Annotated in this window: 14 protein-coding genes; 13 read left to right on the top strand and 1 reads right to left on the bottom strand. The window is 46.9% G+C overall.

Annotated features, from left to right (window positions below; genetic code table 11):
- Positions 1 to 100: 100 nt before the first annotated feature.
- Positions 101 to 1,240 carry a zinc-dependent alcohol dehydrogenase gene (locus R7V76_RS01045; RefSeq protein WP_318090979.1) on the top strand — a complete coding sequence of 380 codons (1,140 nt, stop codon included), beginning with the start codon at positions 101 to 103 and terminating at the stop codon, positions 1,238 to 1,240.
- An 88-nt stretch (positions 1,241 to 1,328) separates the two neighbouring features.
- Here R7V76_RS01045 and R7V76_RS01040 read toward each other — a convergent pair whose 3' ends face one another.
- Positions 1,329 to 1,760, bottom strand: coding sequence for a divergent PAP2 family protein (locus tag R7V76_RS01040; protein ID WP_440137032.1), 432 nt, complete (start codon positions 1,758 to 1,760; stop codon positions 1,329 to 1,331).
- A 215-nt stretch (positions 1,761 to 1,975) separates the two neighbouring features.
- Here R7V76_RS01040 and R7V76_RS01035 point away from each other — a divergent pair, with 215 nt between their 5' ends.
- From R7V76_RS01035 to thrS, 12 genes are all read left to right on the top strand, one after another.
- Entirely contained in the window at positions 1,976 to 2,683 is a 708-nt protein-coding gene (locus R7V76_RS01035; RefSeq protein ID WP_012371073.1) for a response regulator transcription factor, read from the top strand.
- Positions 2,680 to 4,413 carry a two-component system histidine kinase PnpS gene (gene pnpS / locus R7V76_RS01030; RefSeq protein ID WP_318090977.1) on the top strand — a complete coding sequence of 578 codons (1,734 nt, stop codon included), beginning with the start codon at positions 2,680 to 2,682 and terminating at the stop codon, positions 4,411 to 4,413. The genes R7V76_RS01035 and pnpS overlap by 4 nt, the downstream gene beginning before the upstream one ends.
- Before the next feature lie 201 nt (positions 4,414 to 4,614).
- A complete protein-coding gene (gene polA / locus R7V76_RS01025) occupies positions 4,615 to 7,212 on the top strand; it encodes a DNA polymerase I (RefSeq protein WP_318090976.1) in 2,598 nt (865 codons plus the stop codon).
- 24 nt (positions 7,213 to 7,236) lie between these two features.
- Positions 7,237 to 8,067, top strand: a complete 831-nt coding sequence (mutM, locus tag R7V76_RS01020; RefSeq protein WP_214850158.1) for a DNA-formamidopyrimidine glycosylase — start codon at positions 7,237 to 7,239, stop codon at positions 8,065 to 8,067.
- The gene (coaE, locus tag R7V76_RS01015; RefSeq protein WP_318090974.1) at positions 8,064 to 8,651 is read left to right on the top strand and encodes a dephospho-CoA kinase; all 588 of its coding nucleotides are present in this window, start codon (positions 8,064 to 8,066) and stop codon (positions 8,649 to 8,651) included. Before mutM ends, coaE begins: the two co-directional genes overlap by 4 nt.
- 175 nt (positions 8,652 to 8,826) lie before the next feature.
- The gene (locus R7V76_RS01010; RefSeq protein ID WP_318090972.1) at positions 8,827 to 9,870 is read left to right on the top strand and encodes a glyceraldehyde-3-phosphate dehydrogenase; all 1,044 of its coding nucleotides are present in this window, start codon (positions 8,827 to 8,829) and stop codon (positions 9,868 to 9,870) included.
- A 258-nt stretch (positions 9,871 to 10,128) separates the two neighbouring features.
- Complete coding sequence (speD, locus tag R7V76_RS01005) at positions 10,129 to 10,515, top strand: adenosylmethionine decarboxylase (RefSeq protein WP_012371067.1); 387 nt, start codon at positions 10,129 to 10,131, stop codon at positions 10,513 to 10,515.
- Between the two features lie 106 nt (positions 10,516 to 10,621).
- A complete protein-coding gene (locus R7V76_RS01000; protein ID WP_318090969.1) occupies positions 10,622 to 10,990 on the top strand; it encodes a hypothetical protein in 369 nt (122 codons plus the stop codon).
- A 13-nt stretch (positions 10,991 to 11,003) separates the two neighbouring features.
- A complete protein-coding gene (gene nrdR, locus R7V76_RS00995; protein ID WP_114595266.1) occupies positions 11,004 to 11,486 on the top strand; it encodes a transcriptional regulator NrdR in 483 nt (160 codons plus the stop codon).
- A 67-nt stretch (positions 11,487 to 11,553) separates the two neighbouring features.
- Positions 11,554 to 12,909 carry a replication initiation and membrane attachment family protein gene (locus R7V76_RS00990; RefSeq protein WP_026827756.1) on the top strand — a complete coding sequence of 452 codons (1,356 nt, stop codon included), beginning with the start codon at positions 11,554 to 11,556 and terminating at the stop codon, positions 12,907 to 12,909.
- A gap of 12 nt (positions 12,910 to 12,921) precedes the next feature.
- Entirely contained in the window at positions 12,922 to 13,839 is a 918-nt protein-coding gene (gene dnaI / locus R7V76_RS00985) for a primosomal protein DnaI (protein WP_012371063.1), read from the top strand.
- 321 nt (positions 13,840 to 14,160) lie between these two features.
- Positions 14,161 to 16,101, top strand: a complete 1,941-nt coding sequence (gene thrS, locus R7V76_RS00980; RefSeq protein ID WP_318090963.1) for a threonine--tRNA ligase — start codon at positions 14,161 to 14,163, stop codon at positions 16,099 to 16,101.
- The last annotated feature ends 73 nt before the right edge of the window (positions 16,102 to 16,174 follow it).

Here is a 16,174-nt window from a genome sequence, read left to right as displayed (position 1 = left end):
AGATTCCTTCTTTTGTAAGAAAAATGTAACATGAATACCTGTTCTTTAGGGTAAACCTTTACAGTATACCTGATTTTAAAATTATAAAGGGGGAATCTTCATGCGCGCCGTTACGTACCAAGGGACAAAAAAAGTTGAAGTAAAAGATGTCCAAGATCCGTCGATTGAAAAAAATGACGATATCATCGTCAAAATCACATCAACTGCTATCTGTGGGTCAGATTTGCACATTTATCAAGGGAACATGCCGGCGAAAAAGGACTATGTCATTGGACATGAACCGATGGGAATCGTTGAAGAAGTAGGACCGGATGTAACGAAGGTGAAACGGGGAGACCGTGTCGTCCTGCCGTTTAACGTCGCGTGTGGACATTGTTTCTTCTGCGAACATGATATGGAGAGCCAGTGCGATAATTCAAACGGCAATCCACACGTCGATACGGGCGGATACTTCGGATTTACGGAAGAATTCGGCGGACATCCGGGCGGTCAGGCAGAGTACTTAAAGGTACCGTTCGGCAACTTCATGCCGCTGGTTATTCCTGAATCGTGTGAGCTTGAAGATGAAGCGTTACTGTTTCTGTCCGATGTCATCCCGACAGCGTACTGGAGCGTTATCAATTCAGGGGTCAAGAAAGGGGATACCGTCGTGGTTCTCGGATCCGGTCCGGTTGGATTGATGACACAGAAGTTCGCCTGGATGCAAGGGGCAAAACGGGTCATTGCCGTCGATCAACAAGTCTACCGGTTAAATCATGCGAAGATGACGAACCGGGTCGAAACGGTCAATTTGCAGGATCACAAGGAGACCGGACAGTACATCAAGGAATTGACACAAGGCGGTGCAGATGTCGTGATTGATTGTGTGGGTCTCGACGGGAAAATGTCGGCCGTTGAAAAAGTGGAACAAAAAATCGGCTTACAAGGCGGCACGTTGAGTGCCATCAATATTGCAAAAGATGCCGTCCGAAAATTTGGGACGGTTCAATTGACCGGCGTTTATGCTGAAAAGTATAACCAGTTCCCGCTCGGTGATTTCTTTACAAGAAACATTACATTGAAGATGGGGCAGGCTCCGGTCGTTCATCTGATGCCTGAATTGTTTCAAAAAATCATCAATCAAGAGTTTGATCCAACCGATATCATCACCCATAAAATTGATTTGGAACAAGCCGCCCATGCTTATCAAACGTTTAATGATCATGAGGACGGGTGTATCAAAGTCATTTTAAAACCATAATAAAATCAACAAAAGACCGCTTCAGACATCTGAAGCGGTCTTTTGTATGAAGAAAATCTATCAGATTTATCCGCTTGAGCATAACGGATTAAAAGAATAAGACGGGCCATAAAAAACCGACCGCTAAACCAAGTAACAGACCAACGAAGACCTGAAATTCGGTGTGTCCGACCAGTTCATTAAGCAAAGGTGTCTTGTGCCGGATTCCTTTGAAATAATCATTTAGCAGCTTAGCTTGTAACCCGACTGCTTGGCGAACGCCGGTCGCATCGTACATGATGATGACAGCAAAAATTGTAGCAAGTGCGAACAGAGAAGAGCCGAATCCTTCTTGGAAACCGATTACGACAGCCAGTGCGACGACAGTCGAACTATGTGAACTCGGCATGCCGCCTGAAGCAAACATGATTTCAAGATCAAATTTTTTTGTTTTGATTAAACCGGTGACGAGTTTAGCGGCTTGTGCGATAAACCAGGCCGTAATCGCCGCAAATAACGGGTGATTCCATTCCATATTCATTCCTCCACATAATCACGATATGTAACTGTTTCCCCAATTCCGTCATTTCAACACGGGAAACTACTGGAAGAAAGTGTCCGACCTTAAAGATTATGTAAAGAAAGACCAGAAAGATTTGTGATTTAGTAGCGAAAGTCGTTAAGATGAAGACAGAAGAAGTGGATTCCACGGAATTCCTCATTCAAAGATGAAACGCGCTGAGGAGGCTAACTGTTTTGAAAGATAAAATAATCGTTGTTGATGATGAACTCTCGATTGCCACACTTTTAAAATTTAATTTAGAGCAAGCCGGTTTTGTTGTTGAAACCGCTCATGATGGTATGACGGGATTAAAGTTAGCGGAGAAACAGGATGCAGCGTTAATTGTTCTGGATCTTATGTTACCGGAACTGGATGGACTGGAAGTCTGCAAGCGACTGCGCCAACAAAAAATCAATACTCCGATCTTAATGCTGACGGCAAAAGATGATGAGTTCGACAAAGTGCTCGGATTGGAACTCGGAGCAGATGATTATTTGACGAAGCCGTTTAGTCCGCGTGAAGTCGTCGCCCGTGTCAAAGCCATCCTGCGCCGGATGAACCAGCAAACTGTCGCGGAAGAAGTGACAGATGGAACGATCCTGATTGGAGACGTCAAAATCGTGCCGGATAACTACGAAGCATTCAAAGCGGAAGAGCGACTTGAATTAACACCAAAGGAATTTGAGCTGTTAGTATATCTTGCAAAAAACAAGGGACGTGTCTTGACGCGGGATCAACTGTTGTCTGCGATCTGGAATTATGACTTTGTCGGGGATACACGAATCGTCGACGTCCATATCAGTCATGTCCGGGAAAAAATTGAACCGAATACGAAAAAGCCGATCTACATCAAAACGATTCGAGGATTAGGTTACAAGATGGAGGAGCCGAAAGCGGAATGAGCAAATACCGCAAACGATTCATTCTGAAAATGTTGTCTTTCATCAGCCTGGTCTTAATCGCACTGGGCTTTTTGCTTGGACAATCATTTAAAGATTTTTATATCAATAATGAAAAAGAAAAATTGGTGGACGAGACGTCATTGGTTGAGTCGATTTTACGGGAACGAACGGTTTCGGATATGGCGGCATACGTCGACAAAATGTATGCCGAATCAAATTTCGACATGATTTTATTTAACGGACGCGGCGAAATCATTGCCGGAACTCCGGTAGATGTCACGAAGTTAAACGTTCGGGCAATTAATTTTTCTGCCATTCCGAATGATGGAACCTTCGAATCGAAAGTGGACGAGACGAGTCTGCAATATACGAAACCTGTTTTGACGGCGGACGGCGGAGAAGTCTATATCAGTTTCATCCGCTATACAAAAGATTTGAATATGATCTATTCGCGGATTTGGACCGTCATCATCTTATCGCTGCTGATTTCGTTTTGTATTATTTTCTTTGCTGTCTACAGTTCGACAAAACGATTCCTGCGCCCCATTGCGGAAGCGACAGAAGTCTTACATGAATTGTCACACGGAAACTATAAGTCCCGTGTCTATGAATTGACGGCACCGGACGAATCACGTGATCTCGGGAAATCAATTAATCTGTTAGCCCGGAATTTAGAAAATGCGTCTTCCGGCGAAGCGATGCAACGGGCACGGCTCGAGTCGTTGATTGAATACATGGGTGCCGGCTTGATGCTGATTGATGAGAAGGGGTATGTTCTGCTGGTTAACCGGACGTACCGGGAAATGTTTAATATCTATGGTCAGTCGAATGGACAATTGTACTACCGGGTCTTACCAAATGAAAAGATGAGTCAGGTCATCGAAGATGTCTATCTGACGGAAAAACCGAACCGGAAACAATCGAGTGTCCGGTTCGGATTGAACAGTCGGACGTTCATGGTCAGTGCAGCACCGATTTTCGGGAAAAACGGACGTGTTCAGGGAACGACGGTCGTCTTTAACGACATTACGGAAATCAAAAAGCTTGAACAGATGCGGAAGGACTTCGTCGCCAATGTCAGCCATGAGCTGAAGACACCGCTGACGTCAATCAAAGGATTTGCCGAAACGCTGCTCGATGGTGCCCAGGACGTCCCGGAAATCAGGGAGCAGTTCCTGAACATCATTCATGATGAATCCGAACGGATGCAGACGCTGGTCGAGGATTTACTCGAATTATCCCGTCTTGAGCAGGATAATTACCAACTGGAGACGACAATTGTCGATGTCACGAGTTTACTTCACGAAACAGCTACACTGCTCCAGCGAAAAGCAACTGAAAAACAGATGACGATTCACCTTGAAACGGAAGAGGAAGTCTTCATCCGGGCAGATTTAAATCGTCTGAAGCAAGTCGTCGTCAATTTGGTGGCGAATGCTTTGAATTATACTCCGAACGGCGGAAATGTCTGGATTAGTCTTGAGGACGGAGAAGAGGCCGTCATGCTGCGGATTAAAGATGATGGAATCGGCATTCATCCGAAAGAGATGCAACGGATTTTTGAACGGTTTTACCGGGTCGACAAAGCCCGGAGCCGGAACTCAGGCGGAACAGGTCTGGGTCTCGCAATCGTCAAACATATCATCGATCTGCATCATGGAACGATTGACGTGGAATCCGAAGAAAATGAAGGAACGACTTTTACGATACGTTTACCGAAAAAGGGATAGGACTTCATATTTCCTTTACAGAAGAATCGTATGCTTAAAGTACCTTCTTCATCATCTGTGCCCCGACTGGTTCAGCTCCCATGTCGGGACACGCAGGGACGACTGGCTTTTTAGCCGGTCGTCTTTTTTTGTCTGCTTTTTAGCGAACAAATGTGTGTAGAGTGATACAATAAGAACAGAAAATCTTCCAAAGGGGCGTAGATGATGGAAAACAAACTTTTATTGATTGATGGAAACTCACTGACGTATCGTGCTTTTTTTGCGTTACCACCAATGACGGATGCGCAAGGACGCAATACGAACGCAGCTTACGGTTTCACGATGATGCTGTTGAAACTGCTTGAAGAGGAACGGCCGACACACATGCTTGTCGCATTTGATGCCTCGAGCGAAACGTTCCGGCATGACGTGTATCAGGAATATAAAGGCAGTCGTGAAAAAACACCTTCCGAGCTTCGGGAACAGTTTCCGATTGTGCGGGACATTTGTGAAGCGTTAGGTATTCAAATGATGGAACTGCACCGTTATGAAGCAGATGATTTGATTGGTACATTGGCACAAACAATGCCGGCAGATCGAATCCGAATCGTGACGGGAGATAAGGATTTACTTCAACTCGTGACGAATCAGGTCGAAGTGTTGATTACAAAACGCGGCATCACCGATGTCCTCTGTATGACAGAAGAACTGTTTGCCGAGACATACGGCGGATTAAAACCGATTCAAATGATTGACCTTAAAGGATTGATGGGTGATAAATCCGATAACATTCCAGGGGTTCCGGGAATCGGTGAAAAAACAGCAATCAAATTGATTTCTGCTTACGGGTCTGTCGAAGGTTTGTATGAGCATGTCGAAGACTTAAAAGGGAAACAAAAAGAAAAAGTGATTGCGAATGAAGAATTGGCACGGTTGTCAAAGGAACTGGCGACCATCAAACTCGATGTCCCGCTTGATGTCACGCTCGACGACTTACAGATCAGCGACGTCGATACACAAGTTCCGTATTCGTTATTCCAGTCGCTTGGTTTTAAGTCTTTGACGAACCGGTTTGCACCTGTCGTTGAAGAAGCGGATAAAGAACAGTTGAATGTCCAAACGATTACTTCGCTTCCGAATGATGTGACCGATGCCGTTCTCGTTGTGGAACAACTTCGTGAAGACTATATGGAAGAAGATATCATCGGATTCGGTATCGCGACACCCGATCAAATTTACGTCGCTTCATCTGAACTCGTCGAGGATCCGGCATTTCGTGACTGGATTGAATCGGACCATCAAAAAATCTGTTTGGATGCAAAACAAGCTGCGTTTGCCTTGCGGAAACACGGTTTGAAATTAACGGCATTCGATGATTTACTGCTTGCCGGTTATTTATTGAATCTGAGCGGAGGAACGACCCTCGCGTCGATTGCCGGACATTACATGCTGATGGCACCAAACGAAGAAGCCGTCTTAGGAAAAGGTGCGAAACGCCTTGCTCCGGCAGACGATGTGCTGCATCCATATTTGGCGGAAAAAGCCCGCATGATTGAACTGTTGTTCCCGAAAGTCAAAGAAGAACTAAAGGCCAACCAACAGTTTGAGTTATATGAAACACTTGAACGTCCGTTGTCGGATGTTCTGGCTGAAATGGAATGGACGGGAATCCGTGTCGATGTCGAAACGCTCCAGGAGATGCAACACGATTTGGCCGGACGTCTGCACGATTTGGAACAATTGATTTACGGGGAAGTCGGAGAAGAGTTCAATATCAACTCACCGAAACAACTGGGAGTCATCCTGTTCGAGAAAATGGAACTGCCTGCCTTTAAGAAAACGAAGACCGGTTATTCGACGGCCGCCGACGTATTGGAAAAACTCCGTCCGCTGCATCCAGTCATCGACCATATCATGTTGTACCGGGAGCTTCAAAAACTGCAATCGACGTATGTTGAAGGCTTGCAGAAGGTTATTAAAGAAGACGGGAAAATTCATACCCGATTTGCGCAGACCATTGCCCAGACAGGCCGGCTCAGTTCCGTTAACCCGAACTTGCAAAACATTCCGGTCCGGATCGAGGAAGGACGAAAAATCCGGAAAGCGTTTGTTCCGAGCGAACCGGGCTGGTCGTTATACGCTGCCGATTATTCACAAATCGAATTGCGGGTCATGGCCCATATGTCGGAAGACAAGACGCTTGTCCAGGCGTTCTTGGATGATGCCGATATCCACACGCAGACAGCCAGCAGCGTGTTTGGTGTCGCGCCCAATGACGTCACAGGAAATATGCGCCGTCAGGCCAAAGCGGTCAACTTCGGAATCATTTACGGCATCAGTGATTACGGTTTGTCACAGAACTTAAATATCTCCCGCAAAGAGGCACAGGACTTCATTGACCGTTACTTTGAATTGTTCCCGCAAATCAAGTTGTTCATGGACGCTGCCATCGAGAAGGCGCGGATGAACGGTTTTGTCGAGACGTTGATGAACCGTCGCCGGAACATCCCGGACATCAATTCGAAAAACTTTAACTTGCGTGGTTTTGCAGAACGGACGGCCATCAATACACCAATCCAAGGCTCGGCCGCCGATATCATCAAAAAAGCAATGCTCGATGTCCATGCGGCGCTTGAACAGTCACCGTTGCGCGCCCGCCTGTTGCTCCAAGTACACGATGAACTGATTTTCGAAGCGCCGGATGAAGAATTGGATGCCCTCAAGACGCTTGTCAAACAAGCGATGGAACAGACGGTTCAATTATCCGTTCCGCTTCGTGTCGACGGCGATGCCGGTCATTCATGGTATGAAACCAAATAACAAGTTGTCAGAGGAGGAAAACAGTTGCCTGAATTACCTGAAGTCGAGACCGTCAGACGAAGCTTGGAACGGACGGTCTCCGGAAAAACGATTTCTTCCGTTAAAGTATTTCATCCGAAGATGATTCGGGGAATGGAAGTAGCACCATTTGTTGACGCCTTGAAACAGGAGCGGATTGAACGAGTGGAGCGTCGGGGGAAATTTTTATTGTTCACATTTGACCGATTTTATCTCGTTAGTCATTTGCGGATGGAAGGGAAGTATTTCCCTTATCCGCAGGCGATTGAAAAAGATAAGCACACCCATGTCATCTTCCGCTTTACAGATGGCTCGGAACTGCATTACAACGATGTCCGGAAATTCGGGACGATGGAGTTGCGTGAGAAGGAAACGGCGATGTCGGTTCCGCCACTGGCCCAGCTGGAACGTGAGCCGTTTGATCCGACGTTTACGGCTGAAGTCCTGGCTGAGAACCTGATCCGGAAAAAGCGCAGTCCAATCAAAACGGCTCTGCTTGATCAATCGATTTTTTTAGGGTTGGGGAATATTTATGTCGATGAGACACTGTTTGCCGCCCGGGTCCATCCGTTAACGAAAGCCGGGGCACTGACGCTTGATGATATCTCCCGGATTCATGCAGCAGGTGTTGATGTACTCGCCAAAGCCGTTGAAAGCGGCGGAAGTACGATTCGCAGTTACGTGTCTCCGACCGGAAAAGGGGAATTCCAATTACAGCTTGCTGTATACGGTCAAACCGGGGCACCTTGCCCTAGATGCGGGACGGCAATCGAAAAAATTAAAGTCGGCGGACGAGGAACGCACTTTTGCCCGACCTGTCAACAGGTGGCTTTATGAGAATCGGACTGACCGGAGGGATTGCAACCGGAAAAAGTACGGTATCCGCCTATTTACAACAACAAGGGATTGACGTCATCGATGCGGATCTGGTCGCCCGGCAGGTCATCGAACCGGGTGGATTGGCATACGAAGAAGTCAAAGCGGCTTTTCCGACTGCTTTTTCCGACGGTGCGCTCGTCCGGTCAAAGCTTGGCGATATCATTTTTTACGATAATGAAAAGCGGACTATCCTGAATGAATTAATGCATCCGAAAATTCGGCAACAGATGTTAGAAATGGCGAATCGACAGGAACAAGCCGGACAATCGATCATCGTTTTTGATATCCCTTTATTGCTAGAAGGGGACTGGAAACAACTCGTCGATCAAGTCGTAGTCGTCTATTGTCCTGCCGAATTGCAAAAGCAGCGTCTGATGGAACGAAATCATCTGACCGCGGAAGAGGCACAGGCTCGTATGAATTCGCAACTTGATATCGAACAGAAAAAGCAATTGGCCGACTACGTTCTGACTAATGAAAGTACACGGGAAGCATTATACCAGCAAATTGATAGCTGGTTAAAAACGCTTCGTTCAGTCTAACGCCGTTTTCTTGTGATCGTTTTCTGTCGGCAAAAGTGTTTTCGGAATCAAAGTGGGAGAAAGTTACCAACTTCTCTCACTTTTTTTAGATTACGTAATGAAATCGCTTACATTTCATGATATAGTTCTATCTGTAAACGGAGCATTATCCGTCACATTGAAGGGGGATCCGCAAATGGGAGTCAAGGTGGCAGTTAACGGGTTTGGTCGAATTGGTCGAATGGTATTTCGGCGTCTGATCGCTGAAGGGAAAAGTGAGGTCGTCGCGATTAATGCAAGTTATCCGGTGGAAACATTGGCACACCTCATCAAATATGACACGGTTCACGGGAAATTTGGATATCCAGTCGACATCATTGACGGGGCATTGATGGTGAATGGACGACAAATTCAAATCGTCAGCGAACGTGATCCGGAACAGTTGCCGTGGGGACAACTGGGGGTTGATATCGTCGTCGAAGCAACGGGGAAGTTTAATTCAAAAACGGGTGCTGAAAAACACTTGACGGCCGGTGCAAAAAAAGTCGTCATTACAGCTCCGGCAAAAGGTGATTTACGTACAATCGTCATGGGGGTCAATGACGAGATGTATGACCATGAGACGGATGCGATTGTCTCGAACGCTTCATGTACGACGAACTGTCTCGCACCTGTCGTCCAGGTCATCGACCGGGCATTCGGGATTGAGTCAGGTCTTGTGACGACAATTCATGCTTTTACGAATGACCAGAACAATATCGATAATCCGCATAAGGATTTACGACGGGCGCGGGCATGCGGATCGTCCATCATTCCGACTTCGACCGGAGCAGCCAAAGCGATTTCACTCGTCTTGCCGCATCTCGAAGGAAAACTCAATGGATTGGCACTTCGTGTTCCGACACCAAACGTCTCACTGGTCGATCTCGTCGTCGAGGTCAGTCGTGATACGACGGTCGCTGAAGTCAATGAAGCGTTCGTCAAGGCAGCGGACGGAGCGCTTGACGGCATCCTAGGCTTAACGATGGAACCGCTCGTCTCGATTGATTTTAACGGGGAAGAGAAGTCGACCGTCGTTGATGGTCTATCGACGATGGTCATGGGAGGACGGCAAGTCAAAGTCCTCGCCTGGTACGACAACGAGTGGGGTTACTCTTGCCGTGTCGTCGATCTCGTTCATCTTGTCGGAGCACACATTGAAGCGACTGGAAACGAAGCGAAACAACTGGAGTTAAAATAAAATAATGTCAAAGAAACGCTCTACATCAACGTGTAGAGCGTTTTCTTTGAGAAAATATAATAAAATTCGAAATTTATCCTTGTGTATCTTTTTGATACTCGCTATAATTCAAATCGTGAACTTCAATCGGTCTGGCAATCGCAGCTTAAAGGGTTAGGACCTCTCTGGACTAACTTTCCCCCGTGGGTGCGAACGACTCAGGCGCAAAGTAAGTGATCAACTACTTTGAAGACCATTGAATGTAGGGGGGATCCACAAATGGATACTATGGGAAGACACATTATTGCAGAACTTTGGGATTGTAATCCTGAAAAATTGAACGACATGGAATACGTAGAACGACTTTTTGTTGATGCAGCACTTCAAGCAGGTGCGGAAGTACGCGAAGTCGCATTCCACAAGTTTGCTCCACACGGCGTCAGCGGCGTCGTCATTATTTCTGAATCGCACTTAACGATTCACAGTTTCCCAGAGCATGGTTATGCATCGGTTGATGTATTTACATGTGGCGATCGAATCGATCCAGCCATCGCAGCGCATTATATCGCTGACGGACTCGATGCGAAAATCCGTGAAAATGTCGAAATTCCACGTGGTATGGGACCTGTTGAAGTTCCAGCTGCTACGGTTCAGCACGTTAACTGACAAAAACACGAATGAACAAGCTCTCGTCTTATGGCGAGGGCTTTTTAATATGTCTGACGTCTGTTATTCTTAATAGTAGAAGAAAACAGAAAAAGGTGATGACGGAATGGGACTGAAAGAACGATTACAAAAGCAAATGGAAACGTCGGATACACATAAAAATGAAAAGTTACGGACCCATTACTATGCAGCAACGGTAGAGATGCTGTTTACGGGATTAGAGGCGACGGTCACGAAACAGCAGGGAACGGTCAAACGTATCGATCAAGGACGCGGAGAACTGGCCTTTAAAGCACCCGGATTAGACGGTCTTGCGACGGTCATCATGGTCGGATCCGGTCGCACGGCGGTGGATCTGTTCCTGCACCGGGACGGTCTGCTCGGTCCTGACTTAGAAAAATGGATTGAATTAATCTATCAGGATCTAGATTCGACATACCGTTTAAAAATGATCGGCACTAAAGAAATTACGTGAATGGAGGTACGACATGCGTTGTCCAGCCTGCAACTATAACGGGACAAAAGTATTAGATTCGAGACCCGTGCAAGATTTTGGTTCGATTCGCAGACGTCGGGAATGTGAATCATGCGGCTATCGGTTTACGACATTTGAGATGGTCGAACAAACCCCGCTCATCATCGTTAAAAAAGATGGGACCCGTGATGAATTCAATCGGGACAAAATCTTGCGCGGATTAGTCCGGGCATGTGAAAAACGCCCGATTTCCATTGAACAATTGGAAACAGTCGTCAGCCGGGTCGAAAAAACATTACGAGCTACGGCGCAACATGAAATTCCAAGCGAACAGGTCGGACGGCTCGTGCTGAATGAACTGGCGTCTGTCGATGAAGTGGCATATGTCCGGTTCGCCAGTGTCTACAAACAATTTAAAGACATCAATGTCTTTTTCCAAGAATTATCCGAATTGATGGAACGTCATCAAGACACCGAACGGGAAAATCAAACCTAATGAAGGAGAGGTCGTCTGACTGTTCAGAACGCCCTCTCTTTTTCTCACGAAAGAAGGGATGAAGCAAATGATGGAACGTGAATTGTCAGGGACCGATCTCTGCTTGATCATGAGTAATGGTGTCGTCGACCGGGAAGCGTATCAATCGCTCTACTATCTGTATCAACCAATCATCGGTGTAAAGGCCCTTGGACTGTATCAAACGTTTTGGAGTGAGATGATTCCCGGGAAGACGAAATCACAATACATCTCGCATGCGGAACTCGGAACGCTGCTCGGATTTTCAGTTGATGAATTTAAAGAAGAACTGTTTAAACTCGAGGGGATTGGTTTGATTCGGACGTTTGAAGCCAAACAGGCGGCTTACCGCTACGTCTATCAAATCCGTGTACCGCTAGCACCGAATACTTTTTTAAATGACGGGGTACTGTCCAGCTTACTCTTCTACCGCGTCGGGGAAATTCGTTTCCGGGCTTTACAGAATCGTTTCCGGACCGACCCTTTACCGAAAAATGTCGTCGACCGGACCGTCCGGTTTGATCAAGTATTTGACGTCAAGGCGGGACTTGCCTCCGCCCATCAGCCGAAATCTTATGCGAAACAGGAACGGGCAGCGTATGAATTTGATTATTCGTTTGACCTTGAGGAAATGAAACGTCAAACCGATCGATTCCTGCCGCGGAGCTTTTATACGAAATCGATTGACCATCTGCTGTTGAAGCTCGCTTACGTCACACAATCAAATGAAGCACTCATGGCAGAACTCTTGAACGCCCGTTTCCGTCATGAAGCCTATCTGCCGATGACAGACAGTGAAAAGCAGGAACGATGTAAACAGATGATGTTATCGGCGAAGCAAAAGCTCAGTCGGGAAAAGAAAGCCAAAGTTGCGGTTCTCGAAGAGGTGGAAGTCGGCGAGCTCAGTGAAACCGAGACGATGGAAGGAACCCATCCGAAGCATTACGTCGCGAAGTTAAGAAAAGTCAAAGCGTTGTCGGAACGTGATGAAGAGTTGATTCAGCAATTGATCATCGACTATGAAATGTCGTCCGGAATCGTCAACGCCGCTTATTATTATGCGCTGGTCATTAAAAAGGATAACCGTTTCAGTAAAAACTTCCTGTTGTCGATCGTCGATGACTGGAAACAAAAAGGATACGTAACGGCAGCCGAAGCGTTGGCCAAAACGAAGGAGCAAGACGAACTGATTTCAAAAAAACAGGATCAAAAACAGGAACGTTCGCGGCAGACCGTCGGAGGACGAAGAGGCCGTTCCAATGCGACCGGACCAAATCCGAAATGGTTGCAGGAAGAAAAAGAGAAACAACAGCAATATGAAGCGACGAAAAAAGCCAGTTTTGAAGCTGAGGTGCCGGACGATGAAGAAATGGAACGGATTCTGCGGGAACTCAAAGGCAAATAAAGGAGTAGTGAGATGGAACATATCCAATCATCGATTGAAAAGATTTTAAACCGGCCGGACGTGGCAGAATCAGTTCGGGCCATTCATCAGCGTGTCTTGTCACACCCGGGAGTCATCATGTTTTTGCGGACGCATCCTGAAATCGATCAACGGATGATTGAACGCGGCATGCTGAAACTAAATGAGTATGCGGAACAGATGAACGGAAATCAAATCATTGAAAAGAAAGCCGTCATCGAAGGTTATCAGCCTGTCCTGCACTTAGAAAAAGGCCAGATCATGGTCGCATATGAAAAAACCCAAGCGTTACGGGACCGTGAGAACGAACGGGCTCTCGAAAAGAAATTTAAAAGTCTCTTCTTACCGGATGAAGTCCGGGATGCGAACTTCAGTGACTTTGATTTAACGACGACGGACCGGAAGCTCGCTTTACGTGCCGCCTCACAGTTTTTAAATACAGTCCGTTCCAAACAGCAAGTTAAAGGACTGTACCTGCACGGCAGTTTTGGTGTCGGGAAAACCTATCTGCTCGCAGCGATCGGCAATGCGTTAAAAAAGGAACGGGTTGCGACGATTTTGGTTCACGCACCCGGTTTCGTCTCGGAAGCGAAGCGGCGGATCCGGTCGGATAGTTTCGATACGTTTTTGGAGAGTTTTCAGACCGTCCCGGTTTTGTTGATTGACGACATCGGAGCAGAGTCGATCAGTCCGTGGGTCCGTGACGAATTATTCGGCATCATCCTGCAGTACCGGATGATGCACCGGCTGCCGACCCTGTTCAGTTCCAACCTGTCGTATGACGAATTGGAACTCCATTTTGGGATTACGAATGATCAGGGAGACAAGCTGAAAGCCATGCGTCTGATGGAACGGATCCGGACGACGACGAATCCGGTTGAGTTTTTAGGTGAAAACCGACGCCGGTATTAATTTCTCTTGTCAAAGAAGTTCGACTTTCGCTATACTAAGGACACAATCTGTATAGATGTCAGCTACGATTGAGGATATGAAAAATGAACAGGGACCAGACAAGCGAGAGAAGGATGGTGAAAGCTTCTCATGGAATTCCGTCATTTCTTTACTCCCTCATAGCCCAGGCGGGGATAATCCGCTTGCGTGTCACGCCCGTTAGCGCGTGTTCGAGCCGGTGCATGGAAACATGTTCGGGAACGAGGGTGGTACCACGAGATTGAGACTCGTCCCTTTTTGAGGGATGGGTCTTTTTTATTTTAATTTGAGGGGGAAGCAGTCATGTCAAACATTGCTCTTACATTTCCAGATGGTGCAGTAAAAGAATTTGCAGCCGGAACAACAGCTGAGGAAGTTGCCGCTTCAATCAGTCCGGGATTACGGAAAAAGGCATTTGCCGCGAAATTAAACGGTCAAGTCATCGATTATCGTCGTCCGATTGAGGAAGATGGCTCAATTGAACTTGTCATGCCGGATTCGGAAGAAGGACTGGATTTAATCCGTCACTCATCTGCCCACTTAATGGCACAAGCGATTAAACGCCTGTACCCGGACGAAACGATCCATCTCGGAATTGGACCGACGATCGAAAACGGGTTTTATTACGATATCGATATGGAGCGCCGTCTGACAGAGGAAGACCTGCCGGAAATCGAAAAGATGATGAATAAGATTGCCGGTGAAAACTTACCGATCGAACGGGAAGTCGTTTCACGCGACGAAGCATTAGCAGTTTATCAGGAATTAAACGATCCGCTCAAAATCGAATTGATTGAATCGATTCCGGCCGATCAGGATTTAACGTTCTACCGTCAAGGAGAGTTCTTCGATTTATGCCGCGGACCGCACGTACCGGCGACGGCGAAACTCCAAGTCTTCAAACTGATGAGCATCGCCGGTGCTTACTGGCGCGGCGATTCAAAAAACAAGATGCTGCAACGGATTTACGGAACAGCATGGGCGAATAAAGATCAGTTAAAACAACACCTGCACTTTTTGGCAGAAGCGAAAGAACGCGACCACCGAAAACTCGGAAAAGAACTCGATTTGTTCTTCACATCCCAAGATGTCGGACAAGGTCTGCCGATGTGGTTACCTAAAGGAGCGGCCATCCGCCGGACGGTCGAGCGTTACATCGTCGATAAAGAACTGGAACTCGGCTACGAGCATGTATATACACCGGTTCTAGGTTCGGTTGAACTGTATAAGACATCAGGACACTGGGACCACTATCAGGATGATATGTTCCCGAAAATGGAGATGGACAATGAAGAGTTGGTTCTCCGTCCGATGAACTGTCCGCACCACATGATGATCTATAAAAATGAACCGCGGTCGTACCGCGATTTACCGCTTCGTGTCGCAGAACTCGGCGGCATGCACCGCTATGAGATGTCAGGTGCGTTAACGGGGCTCCAACGTGTCCGCTACATGGTCTTAAACGACGGTCATACGTTTGTCCGTCCGGATCAGATGAAGGAAGAATTTAAAGCAATCGTTCACTTGATTCAAGAAGTGTATGCCGACTTTGGTATCACGGACTATAAATTCCGTCTGTCGTATCGTGATCCGGCCGATAAAGAAAAATACTTCGACAACGATGCGATTTGGGAAATGGCGCAACGTGAGTTGAAAGAGACAATGGATGAGCTTGATTTGCCGTACTTTGAAGCGGAAGGCGAAGCTGCATTCTACGGACCGAAGCTTGACGTACAAGTCCGTACAGCGCTTGGTAAAGATGAAACGCTGTCGACAGTCCAACTCGACTTCCTTTTACCGGAACGTTTTGAGCTGACATACAAAGGAAATGACGGACAAGATCATCGTCCTGTCGTCTTGCACCGTGGTGTCGTCTCGACAATGGAACGATTTGTCGCTTACTTGATTGAAGAGTACAAAGGAGCGTTCCCGACGTGGCTCGCACCGGTTCAAGTCAAGTTGATTCCGGTCTCAAGCGTGCACGAAGACTACGCACGTGAAATCAAGGCCATGCTCTTGAAAAAAGGAATTCGTGTCGAAACGGACTTCCGTGATGAAAAACTCGGTTACCGGATCCGTGAAGCACAAGTCAATAAAGTACCGGTCATGCTGGTCCTCGGCGACAAAGAAATTGAAGCGCGCGAAGTCAATATCCGCCGTTACGGTTCAAAAGATTCAAGCAACGCATCACTCGAACAGTTCGTCAGCGATTTGGAACAAGAAATCGCGAATCGTTCAAAATAAGCATGTCTTATCAGTAAAAAGAGGGTGGCTGACAGCCATCCTCTTTTTGTGTCTTCTACAGATTCTGTATGGA

The sequence above is a fragment of the Exiguobacterium artemiae genome (genome assembly GCF_033342815.1).
In the GTDB taxonomy this organism is placed as follows: domain Bacteria; phylum Bacillota; class Bacilli; order Exiguobacteriales; family Exiguobacteriaceae; genus Exiguobacterium_A; species Exiguobacterium_A artemiae_A.
This window is presented reverse-complemented; position numbering and strand designations above follow the sequence as displayed.

What these genes read in the sequence shown, in the direction of transcription:
- R7V76_RS01040 (WP_440137032.1), bottom strand. Translation starts at nt 1,760, where the DNA reads ATGAATATGGAATGGAATCACCCGTTATTTGCGGCGATTACGGCCTGG.
- speD (WP_012371067.1), top strand. Translation starts at nt 10,129, where the DNA reads ATGGATACTATGGGAAGACACATTATTGCAGAACTTTGGGATTGTAAT.
- R7V76_RS01000 (WP_318090969.1), top strand. Translation starts at nt 10,622, where the DNA reads ATGGGACTGAAAGAACGATTACAAAAGCAAATGGAAACGTCGGATACA.
- R7V76_RS01010 (WP_318090972.1), top strand. Translation starts at nt 8,827, where the DNA reads ATGGGAGTCAAGGTGGCAGTTAACGGGTTTGGTCGAATTGGTCGAATG.
- R7V76_RS01045 (WP_318090979.1), top strand. Translation starts at nt 101, where the DNA reads ATGCGCGCCGTTACGTACCAAGGGACAAAAAAAGTTGAAGTAAAAGAT.
- nrdR (WP_114595266.1), top strand. Translation starts at nt 11,004, where the DNA reads ATGCGTTGTCCAGCCTGCAACTATAACGGGACAAAAGTATTAGATTCG.
- coaE (WP_318090974.1), top strand. Translation starts at nt 8,064, where the DNA reads ATGAGAATCGGACTGACCGGAGGGATTGCAACCGGAAAAAGTACGGTA.
- pnpS (WP_318090977.1), top strand. Translation starts at nt 2,680, where the DNA reads ATGAGCAAATACCGCAAACGATTCATTCTGAAAATGTTGTCTTTCATC.
- thrS (WP_318090963.1), top strand. Translation starts at nt 14,161, where the DNA reads ATGTCAAACATTGCTCTTACATTTCCAGATGGTGCAGTAAAAGAATTT.
- polA (WP_318090976.1), top strand. Translation starts at nt 4,615, where the DNA reads ATGATGGAAAACAAACTTTTATTGATTGATGGAAACTCACTGACGTAT.
- dnaI (WP_012371063.1), top strand. Translation starts at nt 12,922, where the DNA reads ATGGAACATATCCAATCATCGATTGAAAAGATTTTAAACCGGCCGGAC.
- R7V76_RS00990 (WP_026827756.1), top strand. Translation starts at nt 11,554, where the DNA reads ATGATGGAACGTGAATTGTCAGGGACCGATCTCTGCTTGATCATGAGT.